This window comes from Novosphingobium sp. BL-A-41-Hi4A-0G (genome assembly GCF_055521735.1).
Map to the genome: position 1 here is coordinate 2,361,825 of NZ_CM145501.1, position 19,304 is coordinate 2,381,128.

19 protein-coding genes are annotated in these 19,304 nt (G+C 65.6%); 10 read left to right on the forward strand and 9 right to left on the reverse strand.

Translation table 11 applies throughout. From position 1 onward, the window contains the following. Positions 1-114: 114 nt before the first annotated feature. Positions 115-909: an esterase/lipase family protein gene (locus ACZ1JX_RS11425; RefSeq protein ID WP_465126403.1), complete on the reverse strand. Its 795-nt coding sequence runs from the start codon at positions 907-909 to the stop codon at positions 115-117. Between the two features lie 219 nt (positions 910-1,128). Next, complete coding sequence (locus tag ACZ1JX_RS11430) at positions 1,129-1,677, reverse strand: DUF3617 domain-containing protein (protein ID WP_465123670.1); 549 nt, start codon at positions 1,675-1,677, stop codon at positions 1,129-1,131. 111 nt (positions 1,678-1,788) lie between these two features. On the opposite strand from ACZ1JX_RS11430, the gene uvrB reads away from it, so the two are divergent. The 4 genes from uvrB to ACZ1JX_RS11450 all read left to right on the forward strand — a co-directional run bounded on the left by uvrB (position 1,789) and on the right by ACZ1JX_RS11450 (position 5,299). Beyond that, positions 1,789-3,978 carry an excinuclease ABC subunit UvrB gene (gene uvrB / locus ACZ1JX_RS11435; protein ID WP_465123671.1) on the forward strand — a complete coding sequence of 730 codons (2,190 nt, stop codon included), beginning with the start codon at positions 1,789-1,791 and terminating at the stop codon, positions 3,976-3,978. 92 nt (positions 3,979-4,070) lie between these two features. Next, the gene (locus ACZ1JX_RS11440) at positions 4,071-4,430 is read left to right on the forward strand and encodes a type II toxin-antitoxin system RelE/ParE family toxin (protein WP_465123672.1); all 360 of its coding nucleotides are present in this window, start codon (positions 4,071-4,073) and stop codon (positions 4,428-4,430) included. Next, positions 4,405-4,695 (forward strand): addiction module antidote protein, encoded by a 291-nt coding sequence (locus tag ACZ1JX_RS11445; protein WP_465123673.1) that lies wholly within the window; start codon positions 4,405-4,407, stop codon positions 4,693-4,695. The genes ACZ1JX_RS11440 and ACZ1JX_RS11445 overlap by 26 nt, the downstream gene beginning before the upstream one ends. Before the next feature lie 70 nt (positions 4,696-4,765). Further along, positions 4,766-5,299, forward strand: coding sequence for a hypothetical protein (locus ACZ1JX_RS11450; RefSeq protein ID WP_465123674.1), 534 nt, complete (start codon positions 4,766-4,768; stop codon positions 5,297-5,299). Here ACZ1JX_RS11450 and ACZ1JX_RS11455 read toward each other — a convergent pair. The 4 genes from ACZ1JX_RS11455 to tsaD are packed head-to-tail and all read right to left on the reverse strand — an operon-like array spanning position 5,272 to position 9,345. Next, positions 5,272-5,808 (reverse strand): hypothetical protein, encoded by a 537-nt coding sequence (locus ACZ1JX_RS11455; protein WP_465123675.1) that lies wholly within the window; start codon positions 5,806-5,808, stop codon positions 5,272-5,274. The genes ACZ1JX_RS11450 and ACZ1JX_RS11455 overlap by 28 nt on opposite strands. Positions 5,809-5,829: 21 nt before the next feature. Next, positions 5,830-7,308: a lipopolysaccharide biosynthesis protein gene (locus ACZ1JX_RS11460; protein WP_465123676.1), complete on the reverse strand. Its 1,479-nt coding sequence runs from the start codon at positions 7,306-7,308 to the stop codon at positions 5,830-5,832. Next, complete coding sequence (locus ACZ1JX_RS11465) at positions 7,301-8,296, reverse strand: NAD(P)H-dependent glycerol-3-phosphate dehydrogenase (protein ID WP_465123677.1); 996 nt, start codon at positions 8,294-8,296, stop codon at positions 7,301-7,303. The genes ACZ1JX_RS11460 and ACZ1JX_RS11465 overlap by 8 nt, the downstream gene beginning before the upstream one ends. Further along, positions 8,293-9,345 carry a tRNA (adenosine(37)-N6)-threonylcarbamoyltransferase complex transferase subunit TsaD gene (gene tsaD, locus ACZ1JX_RS11470; RefSeq protein ID WP_465123679.1) on the reverse strand — a complete coding sequence of 351 codons (1,053 nt, stop codon included), beginning with the start codon at positions 9,343-9,345 and terminating at the stop codon, positions 8,293-8,295. The genes ACZ1JX_RS11465 and tsaD overlap by 4 nt, the downstream gene beginning before the upstream one ends. 45 nt (positions 9,346-9,390) lie before the next feature. Between tsaD and hemC the strand changes: the two genes are divergently transcribed. From hemC to ACZ1JX_RS11490, 4 genes are all read left to right on the forward strand, one after another. Then, positions 9,391-10,326: a hydroxymethylbilane synthase gene (gene hemC, locus ACZ1JX_RS11475; RefSeq protein ID WP_465123680.1), complete on the forward strand. Its 936-nt coding sequence runs from the start codon at positions 9,391-9,393 to the stop codon at positions 10,324-10,326. Continuing rightward, on the forward strand, positions 10,323-11,015 hold the full coding sequence (locus ACZ1JX_RS11480; RefSeq protein WP_465123681.1) for a uroporphyrinogen-III synthase: 693 nt from the start codon (positions 10,323-10,325) through the stop codon (positions 11,013-11,015). Before hemC ends, ACZ1JX_RS11480 begins: the two co-directional genes overlap by 4 nt. A gap of 29 nt (positions 11,016-11,044) precedes the next feature. After that, positions 11,045-11,977 carry a hypothetical protein gene (locus tag ACZ1JX_RS11485; protein WP_465123682.1) on the forward strand — a complete coding sequence of 311 codons (933 nt, stop codon included), beginning with the start codon at positions 11,045-11,047 and terminating at the stop codon, positions 11,975-11,977. 126 nt (positions 11,978-12,103) lie between these two features. Further along, a complete protein-coding gene (locus tag ACZ1JX_RS11490) occupies positions 12,104-12,481 on the forward strand; it encodes a hypothetical protein (protein ID WP_465123683.1) in 378 nt (125 codons plus the stop codon). 188 nt (positions 12,482-12,669) lie between these two features. Here ACZ1JX_RS11490 and ACZ1JX_RS11495 read toward each other — a convergent pair whose 3' ends face one another. Together ACZ1JX_RS11495 and ACZ1JX_RS11500 are read right to left on the reverse strand one after the other, a co-directional pair. Further along, positions 12,670-13,887 carry a UbiH/UbiF/VisC/COQ6 family ubiquinone biosynthesis hydroxylase gene (locus ACZ1JX_RS11495; protein WP_465123684.1) on the reverse strand — a complete coding sequence of 406 codons (1,218 nt, stop codon included), beginning with the start codon at positions 13,885-13,887 and terminating at the stop codon, positions 12,670-12,672. Further along, the gene (locus ACZ1JX_RS11500; RefSeq protein WP_465123685.1) at positions 13,884-15,563 is read right to left on the reverse strand and encodes an alkaline phosphatase family protein; all 1,680 of its coding nucleotides are present in this window, start codon (positions 15,561-15,563) and stop codon (positions 13,884-13,886) included. Before ACZ1JX_RS11500 ends, ACZ1JX_RS11495 begins: the two co-directional genes overlap by 4 nt. Positions 15,564-15,684: 121 nt before the next feature. On the opposite strand from ACZ1JX_RS11500, the gene ACZ1JX_RS11505 reads away from it, so the two are divergent. Continuing rightward, a complete protein-coding gene (locus tag ACZ1JX_RS11505) occupies positions 15,685-17,721 on the forward strand; it encodes a protein-disulfide reductase DsbD family protein (protein WP_465123686.1) in 2,037 nt (678 codons plus the stop codon). A gap of 17 nt (positions 17,722-17,738) precedes the next feature. Here ACZ1JX_RS11505 and ACZ1JX_RS11510 read toward each other — a convergent pair whose 3' ends face one another. Then, positions 17,739-18,512, reverse strand: a complete 774-nt coding sequence (locus ACZ1JX_RS11510; protein ID WP_465123687.1) for an SDR family NAD(P)-dependent oxidoreductase — start codon at positions 18,510-18,512, stop codon at positions 17,739-17,741. Positions 18,513-18,916: 404 nt separating this feature from the next. Here ACZ1JX_RS11510 and ACZ1JX_RS11515 point away from each other — a divergent pair, with 404 nt between their 5' ends. After that, positions 18,917-19,219, forward strand: a complete 303-nt coding sequence (locus ACZ1JX_RS11515) for a hypothetical protein (RefSeq protein ID WP_465123688.1) — start codon at positions 18,917-18,919, stop codon at positions 19,217-19,219. The last annotated feature ends 85 nt before the right edge of the window (positions 19,220-19,304 follow it).

Here is a 19,304-nt window from a genome sequence, read left to right on the forward strand (position 1 = left end):
AGCGCTAGCCGGGCGAAAGCCCAGTTCACCACGCAGACCATACTGGCCAATGTTAAAGCGCATTGCTGCGGCAATGCTCACCGGCGTAGATCCGGGATCAACGCCAGACCAGCTTCAATAAGACGCCACCAACCGCTTGAGCATCGCCGCCACATCGGGGTGCGCGGCAAAGCCCAAATGCGTGCAGCGCATGGGGATAGCGAGGTCTCGCTCACCCTTGCGGCCGCAGGCGGAACGGGGGGCGATGATGCCGTCGCGCGCGCTCCACAGCGCCACGGTCGGTACTGGGGGCTTGGCGGACATGTCCTGCCCGATCGGCGGTTCATCGACGGAATGGCCCGCGATCAGCTGGTAGGCGCGCCAGGCGTTGTTGGCGCGGCGGTCTCCGGAGAAGGGCGTGCCCATGGTGACGACCAGCCGCACGGCTTCGGGGTGGGCCTTGGCCACTTCGCGCGCGAAGATGCCGCCGAGGCTCCAGCCGACCAGCACCAGCGGCTCGCCCTCCTTACGCGCCATAGTGACGACACGCTCGCACAGGCGCTCGAAGCGTTCCTCGGTCGGCCCGAAGTTGAAGCCCAGGCCCCAGTCGCTGACGCGGTGGCCTGCCGCTTCGAGCGCCAACCGCAACGGCTTCATCCGTACGGGGTGCGTGCCGAAGCCGGGGAGAAGCATGACCGGGCGCGACTGGACGGCGGGTTCGTCTGAAACCTGTGCTTGGCGCGAGGCCTGCCAATGCTCGACCGGGGTGCGCAATTCGCCCAGCAGCGCCTGCCACTTCGGCCCGCGCACGTCTGCCGGACGCGGCTGGAATGCCAGCGCTCTGCGCCGCGCGATTGCCTGGCGCAGCAGCGCGAACCGGGCGGTTGCCTGCCCGAATGCGCCTTCAGACTGAGGTTGGTTGAGGATCATTGCCATTGCCTGCGCTCTATCGGCCTAACCCTGGATGAACGCCAGCATTTGGCAATTGTTTCAAATTCGCGTCAAGAAAGTGACTTGGAAGGCCCAATGTAACTTCGTCGCCCCGGACTTGATCTGGGGCCCCACTGCCTTCTTCTGCGCGGCGTCAGAAAAAGCGGAATCCCGGGTCGAGCCCGGGAGGACGAGGTGGGTGATGCGTGGGGGTATCTTTCACCCCTGCTCATCCCCCTTGCATTCACCCTTGTGCTGCGAGACCAGCCCCATCTGCATGACCATCGCCTTGCCGTTGGGGGCAGTGCCGACCATGTCCATGGTCATGTCGTAAGTATCCGCGCTGTAGGTGCCTGCGAGCGTCATCTTCGCCGAATTGCCCGCATCCTCGCCCGTGCCCTTGCAGGTCATGGTCGCATCGATCTTGCCATTGCCCATGGTGAAGGTGTCGTACTTGCAGTCCTCGCCCTGCTGGCCGAAGAATTTGCCGTCAGGCTTTTCCGCCTCCTCCTTGGTCAGGCATGAGGCGAACGTGCGGCTTTGGCCGAGCATCTTTGCCATCGCGGCCTTGGCCTCGGGCGGCATGCCTTCGACGTCGAACTTCTTGAAGTTCATGGTCAATTCCCACCTGCCGGGATTGAGCTTCATGCCAGCATCGGCCACCGACTTGGCGACCTCTGCCGTGCTGGCGTTCTTCTTCTCGACCGTGCTGCCATCGTTGCAGGCAGCCAGCAGGGCCAGCGGGATAAGGGCAATTGCAGCGCGCATGGGCGTCTTCCTCTCTCGTTCCGCGCAGGAGGCTAACACCTCGGCCCAAAAGCGCCAGTGCGCCCCATCACTCAGGTTGCGCGGACGCGGTTTGTTCCCCATATCCGCGCCATGGCCGAACTCGTTATCCGCAGGGGACTCGAAGAGCCCGACACCTCCGGCACTTTCGTGCCCCACCGCCCCGCGCGCCCGGACAAGATCGAGGGCGGCAGGCCGTTCAAGGTCGTCTCGGAATACCAGCCCGCGGGCGATCAGCCGACCGCGATTGCCGATCTGGTGGCCGCCGCGCGCGAGGGCGAACAGACGCAGGTGCTGCTGGGCGTGACCGGTTCGGGCAAGACCTTCACCATGGCCAAGGTGATCGAGGAACTGCAGCGACCCGCGCTGATCCTTGCCCCCAACAAGATCCTTGCGGCACAGCTCTATGGCGAGATGAAGAGCTTCTTCCCCGAGAACGCGGTGGAGTACTTCGTTTCGTACTACGACTACTACCAGCCCGAAGCCTACGTGCCCCGGTCTGACACTTATATCGAGAAGGAGTCCTCGACCAACGAGGCGATCGACCGGATGCGCCACTCGGCCACGCGTTCATTGCTGGAGCGCGATGACGTGATCATCGTCGCCTCGGTATCGTGCATCTACGGCATCGGCTCGGTCGAGACCTATTCGGCGATGATCTTCGACCTCAAGGTCGGGCAGAGCGTGGACAGCGGCGAGATCATCCGCAAGCTGGTGGCGCTGCAGTACAAGCGCAACGATGCGGGCTTCGGACGCGGCAACTTCCGCGTGCGGGGCGACAATCTCGAAATCTTCCCCTCGCACTATGACGATACCGCATGGCGGATCAGCTTCTTCGGTGACGAGGTCGAGGAGATCGTCGAGTTCGATCCACTGACCGGCAAGAGCGGGACCAAGCTTTCCAACGTGCGCGTCTATGCCAACTCGCACTACGTCACGCCGGGGCCGACGATGCAGCAGGCGGCGCAGGCGATCCGCTTCGAGCTGACCGAGCGGCTCAAGGAACTGGTCGAGGAAGGCAAGCTGCTGGAAGCGCAGCGGCTGGAGCAGCGCACCAACTTCGATCTTGAGATGATCGCCGCCACCGGATCGTGCGCAGGGATCGAGAACTACAGCCGCTTTCTTACGGGTCGCCTGCCGGGCGAGCCGCCGCCGACGCTGTTCGAGTACCTGCCCGACAACTGCCTGCTGTTCCTTGATGAAAGCCACCAGACCGTGCCGCAGATCGGCGCAATGGCGCGCGGGGACCATCGCCGCAAGATGACGCTGGCCGAATACGGCTTCCGCCTGCCCAGTTGCATCGACAACCGCCCGCTGCGCTTCAACGAATGGGACGCGATGCGCCCGCAGACCATCGCGGTTTCGGCAACGCCCGCCTCATGGGAAATGGAGCAGGCGGGCGGCGTGTTCGCCGAACAGGTCATCCGCCCGACCGGCCTGATCGACCCGCCGGTGTTCATCCGCCCGGTCGAGGATCAGGTGCAGGACTGCATCAACGAGTGCAAGCTGACCGCCGCCAACGGTTATCGCACGCTCGTCACCACGCTGACCAAGCGCATGGCCGAGGACCTGACCGAGTTCATGCACGAGGCGGGGCTGCGCGTGCGCTACATGCACTCCGACGTCGAGACGCTGGAGCGCATCGAACTGATCCGCGACTTGCGGCTGGGCGTCTATGACGTGCTGGTGGGGATCAACCTGCTGCGCGAAGGCCTCGACATTCCCGAATGCGGGCTGGTGTGCATTCTGGACGCGGACAAGGAAGGCTTCCTGCGCAGCGAGACCTCACTGATCCAGACTATCGGCCGCGCGGCGCGCAACGTGGACGGCCGCGTAATCCTCTATGCCGATCGCATGACCGGCAGCATGGAGCGCGCCATCGCCGAAACCGACCGCCGCCGCGCCAAGCAGGAGGAATACAACGCCCTCCACGGCATCACCCCGCAGACGATCAAGCGCAACATCCACGACATCGTGGCCGACACCGCCAGCCGCGACGGCGTGCTGGTCGACATCGACGCGGATGGTGCCAACAACCTCGTCGGCCACAACCTGCGCGCTTACATCGAAGACCTCGAAAAGAAGATGCGCGCGGCGGCGGCGGATCTGGAGTTCGAGGAAGCGGGCCGGTTGCGCGACGAGATCCGGAAGCTTGAGGCGACCGAATTGGGCTTGCCGGACGGGGATCGCAAGGCGCCGATTGTCGGGCGGAGCAATGAAGGCAAGCCGGGGACAAGGAAGACGCGGTACGGGAAGAGCCAGAAGACGAAGTGGGGGAGGTAATGCAACGCCACCTCAATGAACCCAAACTGGCAGCGCCTGCGCTGTATTGGCGCATCCTCAGGCCTATTGAACTCTCCTGATGGAGAGGCTTCGTGGTCGATATTGACTCTGACAAGAATGTCCCTTATAAAGGACAAGTTCAGATCGTTCAAACTGCCCGCTTCCGGGACTGGATTGACGGTTTGCGTGATCGGCGGGCGCGGTTGCGGATCGATGATCGCCTTCTGCGTCTGGCCGAAGGAAATGCTGGGGACACGAAATCGGTTGGGGATGGCGTTCAGGAACTTCGCCTGCACTTCGGCCCCGGCTATCGGATCTACTACATCTGGCAAGGCGACGTTCTCGTCATCTTGCTGAACGGGGGCGACAAGGACACGCAATCGCGTGACATTGCATTGGCCCGGACACTGGCCAAGGAAGCTGACAATGGCATTGAAGGTTTACCCGTTTGATCCGGCCAGACATCTTGAGACAGAGGAGGACATCCTCTTTTACCTTGAGGCGGCGATGGAAGGGAATGATCCCAAGCATATTGCAGGGGCGCTCGGCGATATCGCACGTTCCAAGGGCATGAGTGAGATTGCGCGGAAGACGGGTCTGGGACGTCAGGCCCTCTACAAGTCACTGTCTGAAGACGGTAACCCCACGCTTGAAACGCTGGTCGCGGTCCTGTCGGTCCTCGGCCTTGAATTGACCGTCCAGAAGCGGGCTGCCTGATCCTGTCGTGAAACATCCATTAGTAGCCCTTTTGGCCCTCACCCTCGCCGCGTGCTCCAACTCCCCGGCCATGCCCACGCGCGAAGGGGCGCCGGACAATGCCGTGCGGCTGGCCATGCCTGAGGGCGAGGCGCTACCGGGGGTGCAGGATGGCAAGTCCCAGGCCTCGTGGGCATCCGGGGCCGATGGGCTTTCGGCGCGATACGGCTATCCGGGCGAGGCACCGTTGGTCTCCGTTGCCTGCCGCGAAGGCGTGCTCACTATCACCCGCCATGCTGCCGCTCCGGTGGGTGCGCAGGCGCTGTTTGCGCTGGTAGGGAGCGAAGGGATCATGCGCCTGCCGGTGGATGCCACACAGGTGCCGGGGCAGCGCGGCTATATCTGGCAGGGGACGATGTCAGCCGATGACAGCCGCACGAAGGTGCTCGGCGGCTCCTACACCGGCACACTGCCGGGCGCAGGCATGATCAAGGTTTCGGGCGGCGGCGCGGTGCGCGATGTGGTGGCGCGGTGCCGCCGATCAGCGCCGACGGCTGCGCCCGAGCCCATGGCCCCGGCAGCAAGCCCCGATAACGCTCAGACTTTTCCGAACTTCGCTTCGTAGGCGGCGGTGTCGCCGGTGGCGAGGAGCTTGGCCTGCTCGACCCAGTTGTCGCGCTTGGCGCGGCCCGCAAAGGTGCCGAGCTGCGCGTCGATCTTCGCGATGTCCTCATCGGTCCACGCGGCGATCTGGGCGTAGCTGGTCACGCCCAGCGATGTGAGCAAGGCCTTCAGCTTCGGCCCCACGCCCTTGATCCGGCCAAGATCATCGCCCGCCGCGGCAGGCGCAGGTGCCGCCTCAAGCACTTCCTCGGCAGCGGCAGCGGCGACGACCTCACCGATGCCAGCCATCGTGCCCACGCCCGGTGGCGGCGTTACCAGCGCGGCCGCGCTTGGCGCGTCGATCAGTGCAGTGTTGCGCGCAGCCTTCTCCGCGCCTTCCGAGAGAACGTCGGTATATTCGCGCTTCTTGGGTGCAGGCTTGGTGCGGCCCCACACCCACCAGACCACGAACGCGACGAGAAGAACGATGCCAGCCAGCAGAATCTGATTGGCTTCGAACAGTTCCAGCATCTGCAAACCCCTTCTGGCAGATCAGGCCGGTTGCTGCTTTCGGAACAGCACACGGTCCTCGGGCCCGAACGCGCGGACCCACAACATGTAGCAATAGATACCCAGGATCGCCGGGATGCCAATGGCAAGCTCGGCCCATTCGGGCAGCCAGGTCATCGCCGTGCCGATGGCAATCGCCGGAATGATCGCCCAGGCAAGGCCCCAGCGCCAGTTACTGATCGAATGGCCGAGAATACGCGTCAGCACCCGCGACTTGACCGCCGACGAGAGGCCCAGCGAAATCGCCAGAGCCAGTGCGGCGGCCGCCGCAACGTACATCGGCCCCATCTCCAGCCGCTTAGCAACCAGGATCAGCGCGAAAGTCAGCACCGCCTGCAAGGCGATCGTCGCAAGGCTGATCCACAGGTTGCGCATGCGGGCGAGGTAGACCAGCGCGGCCTCGCTCACCACCGCCTTCGATGCCACGACTTCTGCCACCAGCAGGAACACCAGCGCCGCCGTGCCCGCCACGAATGCCGGGCCGCCAAGACCCATCAAGCCCTCGCCCGGAATGCCGAGCGCCAGTGCGATGCCGATCTGCGCAGCGCCGATCCAGAAGCCGACCTGGCAGACCTGCTTGGCAATCGCGGCGTAGTCCTTGTCCTTGACGCTGCGGGTGATCACCGGGCCGAGCACCGGCTCGAAGCTGGTCTTGAGCTTCTGCGGCAGCGAGGCAATCTGCTGCGCGAAGTAGTAGATGCCGACTGGCGCCTCGCCCACGAAGAAGCGCAGGATGAACACGTCGAGCTTGCGCGTGCCCCACTCGACGGCGTCGGCGCCTGCCAGCGGGATGTTGCGCCGGGCGATCTGCCACAGTGGGCCGGGGCGAGGCTTCCACGCGTGTGGCAGGCCATACGTGCGCAGCAGCACGAAGACCGCAACGCCCGTCGCCGCCCAGACTGAGGCGAGATAGGCAAGGCTGAGGCCCGAACTCGGCCAGATGAAGTAGAACGCACCTGCCGCAATCGAGATCGTCCAGGGCTCGACCACCGAGCGAGCGCGCACCGTCGTCGCCACATCGAAGCGATAGGCGAGCGCGGCAAGCGCCAGATCGCCCAGCGCGATGCCGGGAATTGCCAGCACCAGCAGCGTATCGGCCCAGGTGAAGTTGCCGCTGGGGTACATCGATTCCGGGAAGAGCCAGATCAGCGCGCCCATGCCGAGCGCCAGCGACATGGCGAGCAGCACGGCATCGCCCACGACATTTGCCGGCGGTGCATCGTTCTCGGCCAGTCGCTGCGCAAGCCCGCGCTTCTGCCCGAGCGTTGCCAGCATTCCGGCGAACTCGACCATGACCAAGGCCGAGGCAAAGCGGCCCATCGCAGGCGCGCCATAGAGGCGGCTGGCGATGAACAGGAAAGGGATGCGCGCCAGCAGCCGGAGCAGGAAGCCGAGGAAATTGGTCCGCCCGCCCTTGGCGAGGGCAGCAATGTCCTGCTGCGGAGGCTTGGCTTCAGACAATGACGGCTTCCGCCTTCAATGGCCGCGACAACAGCCCGGCCACGACATCGCGCGCTGGAGCGCCGCCTTCGAGCAGGGTCACCACCGCCTCGACAATCGGCATAGAGATACCCCGGTTTCGCGCGATCTCCGCCAGAACCGGCGCGGTGAATGCGCCTTCTGCCACGGAATTCTTCGCTCCCAACGCGTCAGACGCACTCATCCCTTCGCCGAGCGCCTTGCCCAGCGAGAAATTGCGGCTGGAGGTGGACGAACAGGTCAGCACGAGGTCTCCCAGGCCCGAAAGCCCGGACAAGGTTTCCGGCCGCGCGCCCAGCGCGAAGCCAAAGCGCTGCATTTCGGCAAAGCCCCGGCTGATCAGCGCGGCGCGGGCATTCTGGCCAAGGCCCAGCCCCTCGACCACACCGCAGGCGATGGCGAGCACGTTCTTTACCGCGCCGCCGATTTCCGCGCCGGTCACGTCGTCGGAATAGTAAGGCCGGAAGGTGGGCCGCGCGATGGCTTGCGACAGACGCTGCCACTGCGCCTCGCCGCCTGCACAGGCCAGTGTCACCGCCGTAGGAAGGCCTGCTGCCACTTCATGTGCGAAAGTGGGCCCCGACAGCACCGCGATGCTTGCCCCCGGAACTGCAGCGCTGGCCACGTCGGCCATCAGCCGCCCGGTGCCAGCCTCGATGCCCTTGGAGCACAGCACAACATCGCCGCCATCGCGCCCGATGCCGGAAAGCACGCTCGCCAGAAACTGCGCGGGCGTGACCATCAAAAGCGCCGGAATGCGCGCCATCTCGGCAAGGTCGGTCGTCGCCCGGATCGAAGGGGAAAGCTTGGCCGAGGGCAGGAACAGGCTGTTGGTGCGCGCGGTATTGATCTCGTCGACCAGCTCGGCCTCGCGCGCCCAGAGCACGATCTCGCGTCCGTCGCTTGCCAGCATCTGGGCGAGCGCCGTTCCCCATGCGCCTGCGCCAACGACACCTACCCCAGCGGTCATGCCTTCACCCCTGCACCGCGCACCGGCGCGGCATTGTCATCGAGCGGCCAGCGCGGGCGCGCGGCCACATCGAGCGGGTCGGTATATCCCAAAGTGAAGCGCTCCGCGCCAGCCCAGCCGATCATCGCCGCGTTGTCTGTGCACAGTTTCGGCGGCGGCGCGACCAGTGGCAGGCCGTGATCTGCCGCCAGCGCTTCCAGAGCGCCACGCAACGCGGCGTTGGCGGCAACCCCGCCCGCCACGACCAGCGCGGTTATCCCCGGCTCTGCCACACCGAGCGCAATCCGCGTCCGATCCACCACGCAATCAAGCGCAGCCTGCTGGAATGAGGCGGCGATATCGGCATCTGCATGGACGCCCGCATCCTTCGCGCGCATCACCGCGCTCTTCAGCCCTGCGAACGAGAAATGCGGCTCCCCGCTCCCTACTAGCGGGCGCGGCAGCGGCACGGCCTTGGGATCACCCTCGCGCGCAAGCCGCTCCACCGCAGGTCCGCCAGGATAACCGAGGCCGAGAATCTTGGCGGTCTTGTCGAAAGCCTCGCCCAACGCATCGTCTATCGTCGTGGCAAGGCGGCGGTACTGGCCGACGCCTGCAACCTCCAGGATCTGGCAGTGGCCGCCTGAAACGAGCAGCAGCAGGTAGGGATAGTGCAGCGAGGGATCGGCCAAGCGCGGCGAAAGCGCATGGCCTTCTAGATGGTTGACCGCCACCAGCGGTTTGTCTGCGGCCATGGCCAGCGCCTTGGCGGTGACGAGGCCGACCATCACGCCGCCAATCAGCCCCGGGCCCGCCGTCGCGGCAATGGCGTCCATGTCGGCAAGGGTCATCCCTGCATCGGCGAGGACTGCCTCGACCATCGGCCCCAGCACTTCGACATGCGCGCGCGCCGCGATTTCGGGCACCACGCCGCCGAACGGGCGGTGCATTTCGTCTTGCGAGGCAATGCGTTGCGCGACAATCCGTGCGCTGAGCGTGGTGCCATTGCCGTCGATCACCGCGGCGGCGGTTTCATCGCAGCTGGATTCTATGCCAAGGATCAGGGCCATCTGGCGCTTTCCTCTAGAGATAATCACAGGTACGGCAAGCAAAGCATGAACACTGCAACGCCCCAGAAGCCGCTAAGGCTCGGAACCCGCCGCTCACCGCTTGCCATGGCGCAGGCCGAAGAGACTCGCGATCGCCTTTGCGCGGCCCATGGCTGGACGCACGACATGGTCGAGATCGTCCCCGTCACCGCCAGCGGCGACAAGATCCTCGACCGCCCGCTGGCCGAGATCGGTGGCAAGGCGCTGTGGACCAAGGAACTCGACGCCTGGCTGTTCGAAGGTGAGATCGACTTCGCGGTGCACTCGATGAAGGACGTCGAGACGATCCGGCCTGAACAATTCACCATCGCTGCCGTCCTACCGCGTGCCGACGTGCGTGACGTGCTGGTAGGCGCGCCCTCTATCCATGCCATCCTGCCCGGCGCGCGCGTCGGCACCAGTGCGCCGCGCCGCGCCGCGCAGATGCTCCACGCCCGGCCCGATCTCACCATCGTCGGCTTTCGCGGCAATGTCGCCACGCGCCTTGCCAAGCTACAGGCGGGCGAGGCAGACGTGACGCTGCTTGCCGCCGCTGGCCTGCAACGCCTTGGCGAAACCGGCGTCGGCACGCCGCTGTCGCAGTTCGAATGGCTCCCTGCGCCGGCACAAGGCGCCATCGGCATCGAATGCCTTGCCGCGAACGAGGCCGTGCGCGGCTGGCTTGCCGCCATCGATGACCGCGAGACGCACGATGCGGTCATGGCCGAACGCGCGCTGCTGGCGGCGCTGGGCGGCAATTGCCACAGCCCGATTGCGGTACTGACTACCACGCACGAAAGCTCGCTCACCCTGCGCGCGGCGATCTACAGCCCCGACGGGGCCGAGCGCGTGGAGGCGAGCGAGACGTTCGCTCCGGCTGACAGCGAAGGCCCCCGCCGCCTCGCCCACCGGCTGCTGGCAGAGGCACCCGAATCCGTGACGGTGCACTTCTCCGGCGAATGAGCACCTCCGGAGCGCCACTGCCGCTCGTCGTCATCCGCCCGGAACCGGGCAACGCCGCCACTTGCGCAGCGGCACGCGCGCTGGGGCTTGCACCTGCAGGCTTCCCGCTGTTCGACGTTGCCCCGCTGCCGTGGGAGGTGCCGGAAGGCCGGTTTGACGCGATCCTTGCGGGCAGCGCCAACGTGTTCCGCCATGGCGGGGACCAGCTTGAGGCGGTGCGCGCAGTTCCGGTCATCGCGGTGGGGGCGACCACCGCGCAGGCTGCGAGGGACGCAGGCTTTGCGGTTTCGCGCATTGGCGAGGGGGGATTGCAGCCGGTCGTCGCCACGCTTTCGCCGGGAACCTATCTGCGAATCGCGGGCGAGGATCGGGTTGAACTGACCCCGCCAGAGGGTGTGCGAATCGCCACCACAGTGGCTTATGCGGCACTCAAGTCACCCGCCCCGAGTGACCTGGCGCACATTCTGCGAGAGGGCGCAGTCGTGCTGCTACACTCCGGCGAAGCGGCGCGGCATTTCGCCGGGGAGTGTCAAAGGCTTGAAATTCCGCGAGAGTCACTCCACCTCGCCTGTCTGGCCCCGCGCATAGCAACCATGGCCGGAGCAGGTTGGGCGTCCATTGCCACCGCGCCGGAAAGAACGGAAGCCATGTTGCTGGAAACTGCCCGGCGAATGTGCCAGACAGTGTGACTTCGGGGCGACAGGACAAGCGAAAAAGGATGCAGGATCTCGGATATAATCCGCGTAGGGCAGCGCAACGAGGCGGACTGGGCGCTCGCTCGGTTGCCGCTATTGTCGCCGGATGCCTGCTCGCAGGCGCAGCGGGCGCGGCATGGCTCGGCTGGCGCAACGGACTGATCGATGTGCAGATGGGCGATTCGGGGATCCCGCAACTCGTCACCTCGCCCACCACTCCGCCATCTCCCAGCGCCACTGCTGCCGAAGTTGCCGCCACGCAGGCCCAGATCGACGCGCAGATTGACAGTACCGCCGCCAAGATCGCCGTGCTCGAACAGCGCCTTGCCGAACTGAACCAGCAGGCCATCGCCGCATCGGGCAACGCCACCCACGCCGAATCGCTGCTGCTTGCCTTTGCCGCCCGCCGTGCGCTTGAGCGCGGCCAACCGCTCGGCTGGATTGAGGGGCAATTGCGGGCCCGTTTCGGCACCACGCAGGGCGCTGCGGTCGACAAGGTCATTGCCGCCGGGGCCTTGCCGGTCACGCTCGGCCAGCTTGGCGAACAGTTTGAACTTCTCGCGCCCACGCTTGCCGGGGGCCGCGCCGACGAAGGCACGTGGGACTGGCTGAGCCGCGAAGTCTCCGACCTTTTCGTGATCCGCCACGACGATTCGCCCTCCCCAGCGCCCGAACGCAGGCTCGAACGCGCCCGCGCCTTCCTTGCAGGCGGCAAGGTTGAGGCTGCCGTCGCCGAAGTCGAGAAGATGCCCGGCCACGACGCCGCGACAGACTGGCTCACCCGCGCCCGCGACTACATGACCGCCCAACGCGCGCTGGACCAGCTGGAAGCCGCGGCCCTGATGGGCGCGCAACCAGTCAGCGCGCCAGCGCAGACGGTGATGCCCGCGCCGACAGCCAGCGCATCACCTGCAGTGCCGCCACTGCCACCGGCGGGGTCTACGCCACAGATTTGAGGTGATTAGTGTCAGGGGTGGAAAGCACAGTCCGCTTTTCCGTTTTTCACACCAAGAGCTGCCGTTCAGGACACGACCCCGTTCTGGACGTTGCGGAATGAGCACTTTCACCGCAAAGTGGATCGCATGAAAAAGCTCGCGGTCTTCCTTCTTGCAGTTGTTCTTGCGATAGGCGCTATCTCGCTTTGGATCGCGTTCGAGCATGGATACTTGCCACGCAGTTCATTCAATTCGGAGGAATGGAAGCGAGCAGAGAATGCGGAGGGTTACCCACGCCTCGCAATGGTGGATTCACTGATCCAGAGTGGTCAACTTGACGACAAGGCTGAAGACGAAGTCCTCACGTTGCTCGGTCCACCGACTGACACGAAATACTTTTCCGACTGGGACGCTGTCTATTGGTTGGGACCGGAACGAGGTTTCTTGCGCCTCGATTCAGAATGGCTTGTCTTGCGATTTGACGCTGAGGGTAGGGTTTCCGAATACCGATTGGTTCGCGACTGATTAACGTCGGCAATCCACCCCATTCCTGCCATTGAGCCCTCAGCAGTGAGCTACCAAAACCCGTCGTCCCGGACTTGATCCGGGACTTGGCTTTTCTTCTTCAGCGCTCGGCCAAGAGAACAGCGGGATCCCGGGTCGAGCCCGGGATGACGAAAATCGGGTGGCGGTTGATCGGGTTGATCCCCCAATCACGCCGCGCGCAGCAACTTCGGCAGATCCCCGCTCATCCCGCGCGCTTCGTCCATAAACCAGCGCTTCAGCGGAGCCGCGCGTTGCACGCCCGCCATGCCGAGGCGGCGGACTGCCGAGGGGAGCTTGCCGGGGATGCCGAACAGGCGGGTCAGCACGTCGGTTGCCGTCGCGACCATGAAGGTATCGGCCGCGCGCCAGCGTTCGTAGCGGGCGAGGAGTTGCGCATCGCCCACGTCAAGCCCCAGCCGCACCCCGTCCGACAGCACCTCGACCAGCGCCGCCACATCGCGCAGGCCGACGTTCAGGCCTTGGCCCGCGATCGGGTGCATGCCGTGCGCCGCATCGCCGACCAGCGCCAGCCGGTCCTCGACGATCCGCGCGGTGTGGTGGAAGTTGAGCGGATAGGACGAGCGCGGGCTGGCGAGTTCGATCTTGCCGAAGATGCCATGCATGCGGCTAGCGACTTCGTTCAGGAACATCGCCTCGGGCATGGCCAGCACGGCGGCAGCGTCCTTTTCGGCCACGGTCCAGACCAGCGCCGAGCGGTGCTTGTCGCCTTCATCCAGCAGCGGCAGCAGCGCGAAGGGGCCTGCGGGATAGAACACTTCCCACGCCACGTTGCCGTGCGGCTTCTCGTGCGTGAGGCCGGCAATGATCGCGCGGTGGCCGTAGTCCCACTTGGCAGGCGTAAACCCGGCCTCGTCGCGCGTCGGGCTCTTGCGCCCTTCTGCCGCGACCATCAGCCGACCCTTGAGCACGCGACCATCCGCCAGCGTCACCGCCACCCCATGCTCGCCGCGTTCACGGGCAACGACGTGGCTGTTGGGGTGGAAGGTGATCGCCTCTTCCCGCGCGGCCACGCCATACATCGCGATGCGCAGATCGCGGTTGGCGTACATGCGGCCCAGCGAGCCATCCGCCTCGCCCGGCTGGAAATCGATCCGCCCCGGCTTCATCCCGTCGGTCACCGCGATCGAGGCGATCGGGCAGCCCTTGGGCGCAAGGTCCTCGGCCATGCCGAGGTTGGTGTAGAGGTTCCAGCTGGCGGTCGAGATCGCCGAAGCGCGGCCATCAAACCCTTCGGCGGTCTGCGCTGCAGGGTCGGAATTGTCGACGACGTGAGAGGTGATCCCCGCCTTGGCGAGGCCGATGGCAAGCGTCATGCCCACCAGGCCACCGCCAAGAATCACGACATCGGCATTCAGTTCGTTCACTTGACCGCTCCACACGTATTGCCGGTGCCACCATCCAGATCGAGGCAGCGCCCGTCAAATGCACCTTGGGGGATCTTGAGCCCGATCAATGCCGCAAGTGAAGGCGCGATGTCCACCGTTTCGACGCCGCTGGGCTGTTCGAATCCGGTCATGCCCTTGCGCCAGAACAGGATCGGCACGCGGCGGTCATAGTCCCACGGGCTGCCGTGCGTGGCGACGTAGCCCGCGCGCGGGGCCGGGATCGGCACCACGCCGCGCTTGAGGAACACCACGAAATCGCCCGAATGCAACGGGTTGTACGAAGCGCGCGCGCGTTCGGCCAGGGTCCAGCTCTCGGGCGAGGTGCTGGGCATCGGCGTGGCGGCAATCTCGGCGGCGCTCAGCACCACCTCCACCTGCGGGTCAGCTTCGAGCAGCGCCTTGGCATCGTCCACCAGCTTGCCCTTTGTGCCGGGGTCAAGATCGCGGCGCAGCCAGTAATCGCCCGAAGGCCCGTCCGACAGGATCAGGCCCTTGGCTTCAAGCCCATACTTCTTGCCCAGCGTTGCCGAAAGCGCCTCGGGCGAGACAGCCGTGCCAACGCGAGCGGACTTTTCCAGCGCCTGTTCGTGCAGTCGCTCGGGCAGGTCGAAACCGCCGTGGTCGGCGGTCAGCACCACGGCATAATCGATCCCGCGCTTGTCGAGGCTGGCGAAGAAATCGCCCAGTGCCATGTCGAGCTGAGTGAGCTGAATGCACATTTCCGCGCCCTCGGTGCCAGTGGCGTGGCCGACATAGTCGGTGGCCGAAAGGCTGACCGCGAGGAGATCGGGCACAGCGCCCTTGCCCAGCTTCTGCTCGTCCACCAGCTTCGTCGCAAGGTCGAGCGTGGCGCGATCAAGGCGCGGGGAAACGCGGAACTGTTCCGCCTCGCCCGCCTTGAGCGCAAAGCGTCCGGTCCCGACCGTTGCGGTGCCCGCCTGCACGGCGCGGTCCTGCCTTCCGCACCATGCCGGAAGCGGGAATGCAGGTGCGCCCTTGGCCAGCAGCTTGTCGATCTCGGCATTCTGCGCCACCGCCGTGGCCCCTAGCTCGCGGCCCGCCAGCGTGACGAACTGCTTGCCCTTCCACCAATAGACCTGATCGATATCGTGCCCGCCCATCATCAGCGCGCCGCGATCCTTGCCCGAAACGGCAATGTTGCGCGCGGCGGGGTTGGCCTTCTTCATCCACTCGCCCAGCGTCGGCACCAGCAGGTGGACGGGCGAGGCGACATAGTCCTTCGATCCCGCCGTGCGCTTGGACACGTCCTCGGCGCAATAGACGATCTTGGGTCCGGTGGTGACGCTCTGGTCGATCCACGAATTGGCGATGATCCCGGTGTGCGCGGGGCGGTTGCCGGTGAGGATCGTGGAGTGGCCGGGGCAGGTCTCGGTCGCCGCGTGGCTCTGGTAGCCTGCCGGGAACACCGCGCCTTGCGTCAGTCGCGCAAATCCGCCGGTGAAGCGCTGGCGATACTGCGCGAAGATGTCGGCCGAGAACTGGTCGATGGAAATCGCGACGATCAGCTTGGGCGCTGTGGCGGGCACTTGCTGGCTCACGGCAGGCGCGGCATCCTGCGCCGAGACGGAAACGACAGGGGCGGCACAAGCCAGCAGAACGGCGGCGTAACGGGAAAGGGTCTTCACGCGAAACATACTCCTGTGGGCACGTGCTATGGACTTGAGGGAAGGCCAGCCGTAGGACGCCCAAGAGCGCTACGCATGGCCCCGCCAGCGCTCCCGTTCAAGGGGCCATTTGGGACCGGTGACGCCCGAGATGCCGATACGCGAACTGGCCGGGATCAAGACCTTGCGCATCATAGCGATGTTTGTGACGGCACTGTGGCTAGCCCTCGCCCCTGCGCAAGCCGCGCCCAATCACATGCAGGCGAGCCTTGTTGCCGAAGGGCCCGCAGCGCCGGGCGGCACGGTCACGCTCGCGCTGCTGATGCAGCCCGAGAAGGGCTGGCATGGCTACTGGTCCAATCCGGGCGATGCCGGATACGGCCTGACGCTCGACTGGACCCTGCCCAAGAGTGCCAGCACCGGCCCCATGCAGTTTCCGGTGCCGCAGACGCTGGTCATCCAGGGCCTGATGAACCACGTATATGAGCACGAATACGCCGTGCTCGTGCCATTCAGGCTCCCCACCGACGCCACCCCTGGCACGCTCCTGCCCGTCAGTGTGAAGGCGCAATGGCTGGTCTGTACCAACGAGATCTGCGTGCCCGAGCGCGCCGAGCTGAAGGGCACGATCACCGTCGGCAGCGGCCCCGGTGATGCGCGCTTCGAAGGATGGCGCGCAGCCCTTCCCGCCCCGCTCGACCGCCCCGGCACCTTCGCGCTGGCGGGCAAGACTCTGCGCCTCGCCCTGCCCTTCCCCGCTTCGGCCCCGCTCGATGCGCCGCACCTGTTCCTGACGACCGAGCGCCTGATCGACTACGCCGCCCCGCAGCGCTTCTTCCGCAATGGCGATACGCTTGTCGTCGAAGTGCCACTGGCCAAGTCACCCGCTCAGTCTGACAAGGTCGAGGGCGTGCTCGCAATGGGCAAGGATGCGGGCGGCATCGCCTTTGCCTCGGCCCCCGGAGTGGTGCCCACAGGCGGCGATGAAGTGGGTGGTGCGGCTGCCTTCTCCGCCGCCACGCTCGGCCTTGCCCTGCTCGGCGCATTCCTTGGCGGGCTGATCCTAAACGTCATGCCTTGCGTCTTCCCGATCCTCAGCCTCAAGGCGCTGGCGCTCGCGAGCGGCAATTCGCACGACGCGAAGACCGAAGGCCTTGCCTACACCGCAGGCGTAGTCCTCGCCTGCCTGCTGCTCGGCGGCGTCATGCTCGCCTTGCGCGCGGGTGGAGAGCAGGTCGGCTGGGCGTTCCAGCTGCAGGAACCGGGCGTCGTTGCCGTCCTGCTGCTGCTGGCCGTGGCGATCACCGCCAACTTCGCCGGGCTCTACGAACTCCCCGGCCTTTCGGTGGAGCGCGGCGCGGGCAAGTCGGGCGCGTTCGGCACCGGCCTGCTCGCCGCCTTCGTCGCCACGCCCTGCACCGGCCCGTTCATGGCCGCCGCGATGGGTGCGGCGCTGGTCCTGCCGACATGGGCGGCGCTCGGCGTCTTCGCAGCGCTCGGCCTTGGCCTTGCCCTGCCGTTCCTGCTGCTCGGCTTCATCCCCGCCCTGCGCCGCCTGCTGCCCAAGCCCGGCAAGTGGATGGAGCGCTTCCGCCGCTGGATGGCCCTGCCGATGGCGCTGACCGCGCTGGCGCTCGGCTGGCTGGCTTGGCGCGTAGGCGGGGCGACTTTCGCCTCGGTTCTCGTAGCCATCGCCGTGGTGCTGCTTGGCGCGCTTGCCGCCATCGGCGTGACGCAGCGCAAGGGGCAATCGATCCGTACGCTCATGGCGGTGGCTGCGCTGATCGCCATTGGCGGCGTGATCGGCCTGCCCCCGCCCGCGCCGACTGCCGCAAGCGAAGGCGGTCTGCTCGCCGCAAAGCCCTTCTCCGAAGAGGCGCTGGCGCAGGCACGCAAGTCCGGCAAGCCGGTCTTCGCCTTCTTCACCGCCGACTGGTGCCTGTCGTGCAAGGTCAACGAAAGCGCCTCGATCGAGCGCGAGACCACCAGGGCCGCGTTCGAGAAGGCAGGCGTGGTCGTGCTGGTAGGCGACTGGACCCGCCGCGACCCGGCGATCACCAGATTCCTCACCGCACAGGGCGCGGCAGGAGTGCCGCTCTACCTGTGGTATCCCGCAGGCGGCGGCGAGCCGCGCCAGCTTCCGCAAGTGCTGACGCCCGATCTGCTGGCGAAGTTACCTTCCAGCTAACGTTCAGAGGCTCTGCCTTAAAGCGATTGGCCGTCATCTACCGAGATAAACGTCCCCGTCACCTGCCGCGATGCGTCCGAGGCGAAGAACAGCATCATGTCGTCGAGCGCCGAAATCTCGGTCAGGCGCTTGCGGGGCCACGAGGCGACCTGCGCCTTGCCGCCTTCACTGTCGAACCAGTCGCCGTCGATCTCGGTGCGGATATAGCCCGGCTGGATCACGTTGACGTTGATCCCCAACCTCGCCCACTCGCGCGCGAACTGCCGCCCGAGGTGCTGCACCGCCAGCTTGGTCGCGGCATAAGCCGGGTCGCCGGTCGCGGTCATCTGCGCGGTGATCGAACCGGTCAGGATGATCCGCCCCTTTTCCGACTGCTTCGATCCCGCCGCGATCATCCGCCGCGCCCCTTCGCGCGCGGTCAGGTACACCCCGTTGAAATTGGTATCGACCACGCGGCGCATTGCCTCGGCAGGAATATCAATCGACCGCCCCGGCTCGACGATCCCGGCATTGGCCACCACCACATCGGGCACGCCGAGACTGGCCTCAGCCGCATCGAACGCCGCGATGATCGAAGCCTCGTCGGTCACGTCGAGCGCCACGGCCAGCGCCTTGCCGCCGCCCGCCACGATCTCGTCCGCCAGAGCCGCCACCCGCTCCACCCGCCGCGCACCGACGACCACCGCCGCGCCTGCCGCCGCATAAATTCGAGCGAACCGCGCGCCCAACCCGGACGAAGCCCCGGTAATCAGCGCAACGCGGCCTTCAAGCGAATAGCGTGGGGTATCCATGAAGCTCTCCTTTGGAGAGGCAGCGTTTAACTGATTGGTTAATCGGTGCAAGAACCAACCCGCGATCCTCCCCTTTTTCACAAAGTGCAAAAGGGGAGGTGGCAATCGCGCCAGCGATTGACGGAGGGGTCATTACCCCTCCACCACCAGCTTCGCTGGCGGTTCCCCTCCCCGTTTGCACCTGCGGTGAAAACAGGGAGGATGGGTATCAAGCTCGGCGTAAATCCCAGTCCTCAGGGAGAAAGAAGGCTACAGCACATGAAGCAAAAAGTCAGTTTGGCGGGTTTCCGCACCAAAAGCCGCCTGTAAGGACACGACGTCATTGCGGTCGTTCCTCTGACTGCTAGAAATGCGAGATGCACCGTGCTCCCCTAGCCATACTTATGATGACGTTGGCGAGCTGCGTGTCGGCTTCTGCCCCGACTTCAATCACAAGCTATCAGATGCTCGAAGCGCGAGTGAATGAGAATGTCACCCTCTCCGGCTTCTGGTCAAAGCAGCACGAAGCAACGGGCATCTACTTCGGCACAAGGAAATATGCCGACGCACCCGAAAGCTGTGTCGCTGTCGATGCGGCTATCGACGCGCCTCATGCAAGCAGAGTGATGCTGACGGGGACTTTGGAGAAAACGACTTGTGGCATCGAGTTGATCTGCATCACGGTCTGCCAACCTTATGTCCTGAGGAACGGCCAGCAGATTAAGTGATCTTGAGTGACAGTTAACCACCCCATTCCAGCCGTCTAACCCAACCTCAACCCCACCCCAACTCCCGTCGCCCCGGGCTTGACCC

Excerpts from the sequence above, each read along its gene's own strand:
- ACZ1JX_RS11430 (WP_465123670.1), bottom strand. The coding sequence starts at position 1,677 with ATGCGCGCTGCAATTGCCCTTATCCCGCTGGCCCTGCTGGCTGCCTGC.
- ACZ1JX_RS11455 (WP_465123675.1), bottom strand. The coding sequence starts at position 5,808 with ATGCTGGAACTGTTCGAAGCCAATCAGATTCTGCTGGCTGGCATCGTT.
- ACZ1JX_RS11425 (WP_465126403.1), bottom strand. The coding sequence starts at position 909 with ATGATCCTCAACCAACCTCAGTCTGAAGGCGCATTCGGGCAGGCAACC.
- ACZ1JX_RS11505 (WP_465123686.1), top strand. The coding sequence starts at position 15,685 with ATGCCGATACGCGAACTGGCCGGGATCAAGACCTTGCGCATCATAGCG.
- ACZ1JX_RS11500 (WP_465123685.1), bottom strand. The coding sequence starts at position 15,563 with ATGTTTCGCGTGAAGACCCTTTCCCGTTACGCCGCCGTTCTGCTGGCT.
- tsaD (WP_465123679.1), bottom strand. The coding sequence starts at position 9,345 with ATGGCCCTGATCCTTGGCATAGAATCCAGCTGCGATGAAACCGCCGCC.
- uvrB (WP_465123671.1), top strand. The coding sequence starts at position 1,789 with ATGGCCGAACTCGTTATCCGCAGGGGACTCGAAGAGCCCGACACCTCC.
- ACZ1JX_RS11465 (WP_465123677.1), bottom strand. The coding sequence starts at position 8,296 with ATGACCGCTGGGGTAGGTGTCGTTGGCGCAGGCGCATGGGGAACGGCG.
- ACZ1JX_RS11485 (WP_465123682.1), top strand. The coding sequence starts at position 11,045 with ATGCAGGATCTCGGATATAATCCGCGTAGGGCAGCGCAACGAGGCGGA.
- ACZ1JX_RS11450 (WP_465123674.1), top strand. The coding sequence starts at position 4,766 with ATGCCCACGCGCGAAGGGGCGCCGGACAATGCCGTGCGGCTGGCCATG.
- ACZ1JX_RS11445 (WP_465123673.1), top strand. The coding sequence starts at position 4,405 with ATGGCATTGAAGGTTTACCCGTTTGATCCGGCCAGACATCTTGAGACA.
- ACZ1JX_RS11480 (WP_465123681.1), top strand. The coding sequence starts at position 10,323 with ATGAGCACCTCCGGAGCGCCACTGCCGCTCGTCGTCATCCGCCCGGAA.
- hemC (WP_465123680.1), top strand. The coding sequence starts at position 9,391 with ATGAACACTGCAACGCCCCAGAAGCCGCTAAGGCTCGGAACCCGCCGC.
- ACZ1JX_RS11490 (WP_465123683.1), top strand. The coding sequence starts at position 12,104 with ATGAAAAAGCTCGCGGTCTTCCTTCTTGCAGTTGTTCTTGCGATAGGC.
- ACZ1JX_RS11510 (WP_465123687.1), bottom strand. The coding sequence starts at position 18,512 with ATGGATACCCCACGCTATTCGCTTGAAGGCCGCGTTGCGCTGATTACC.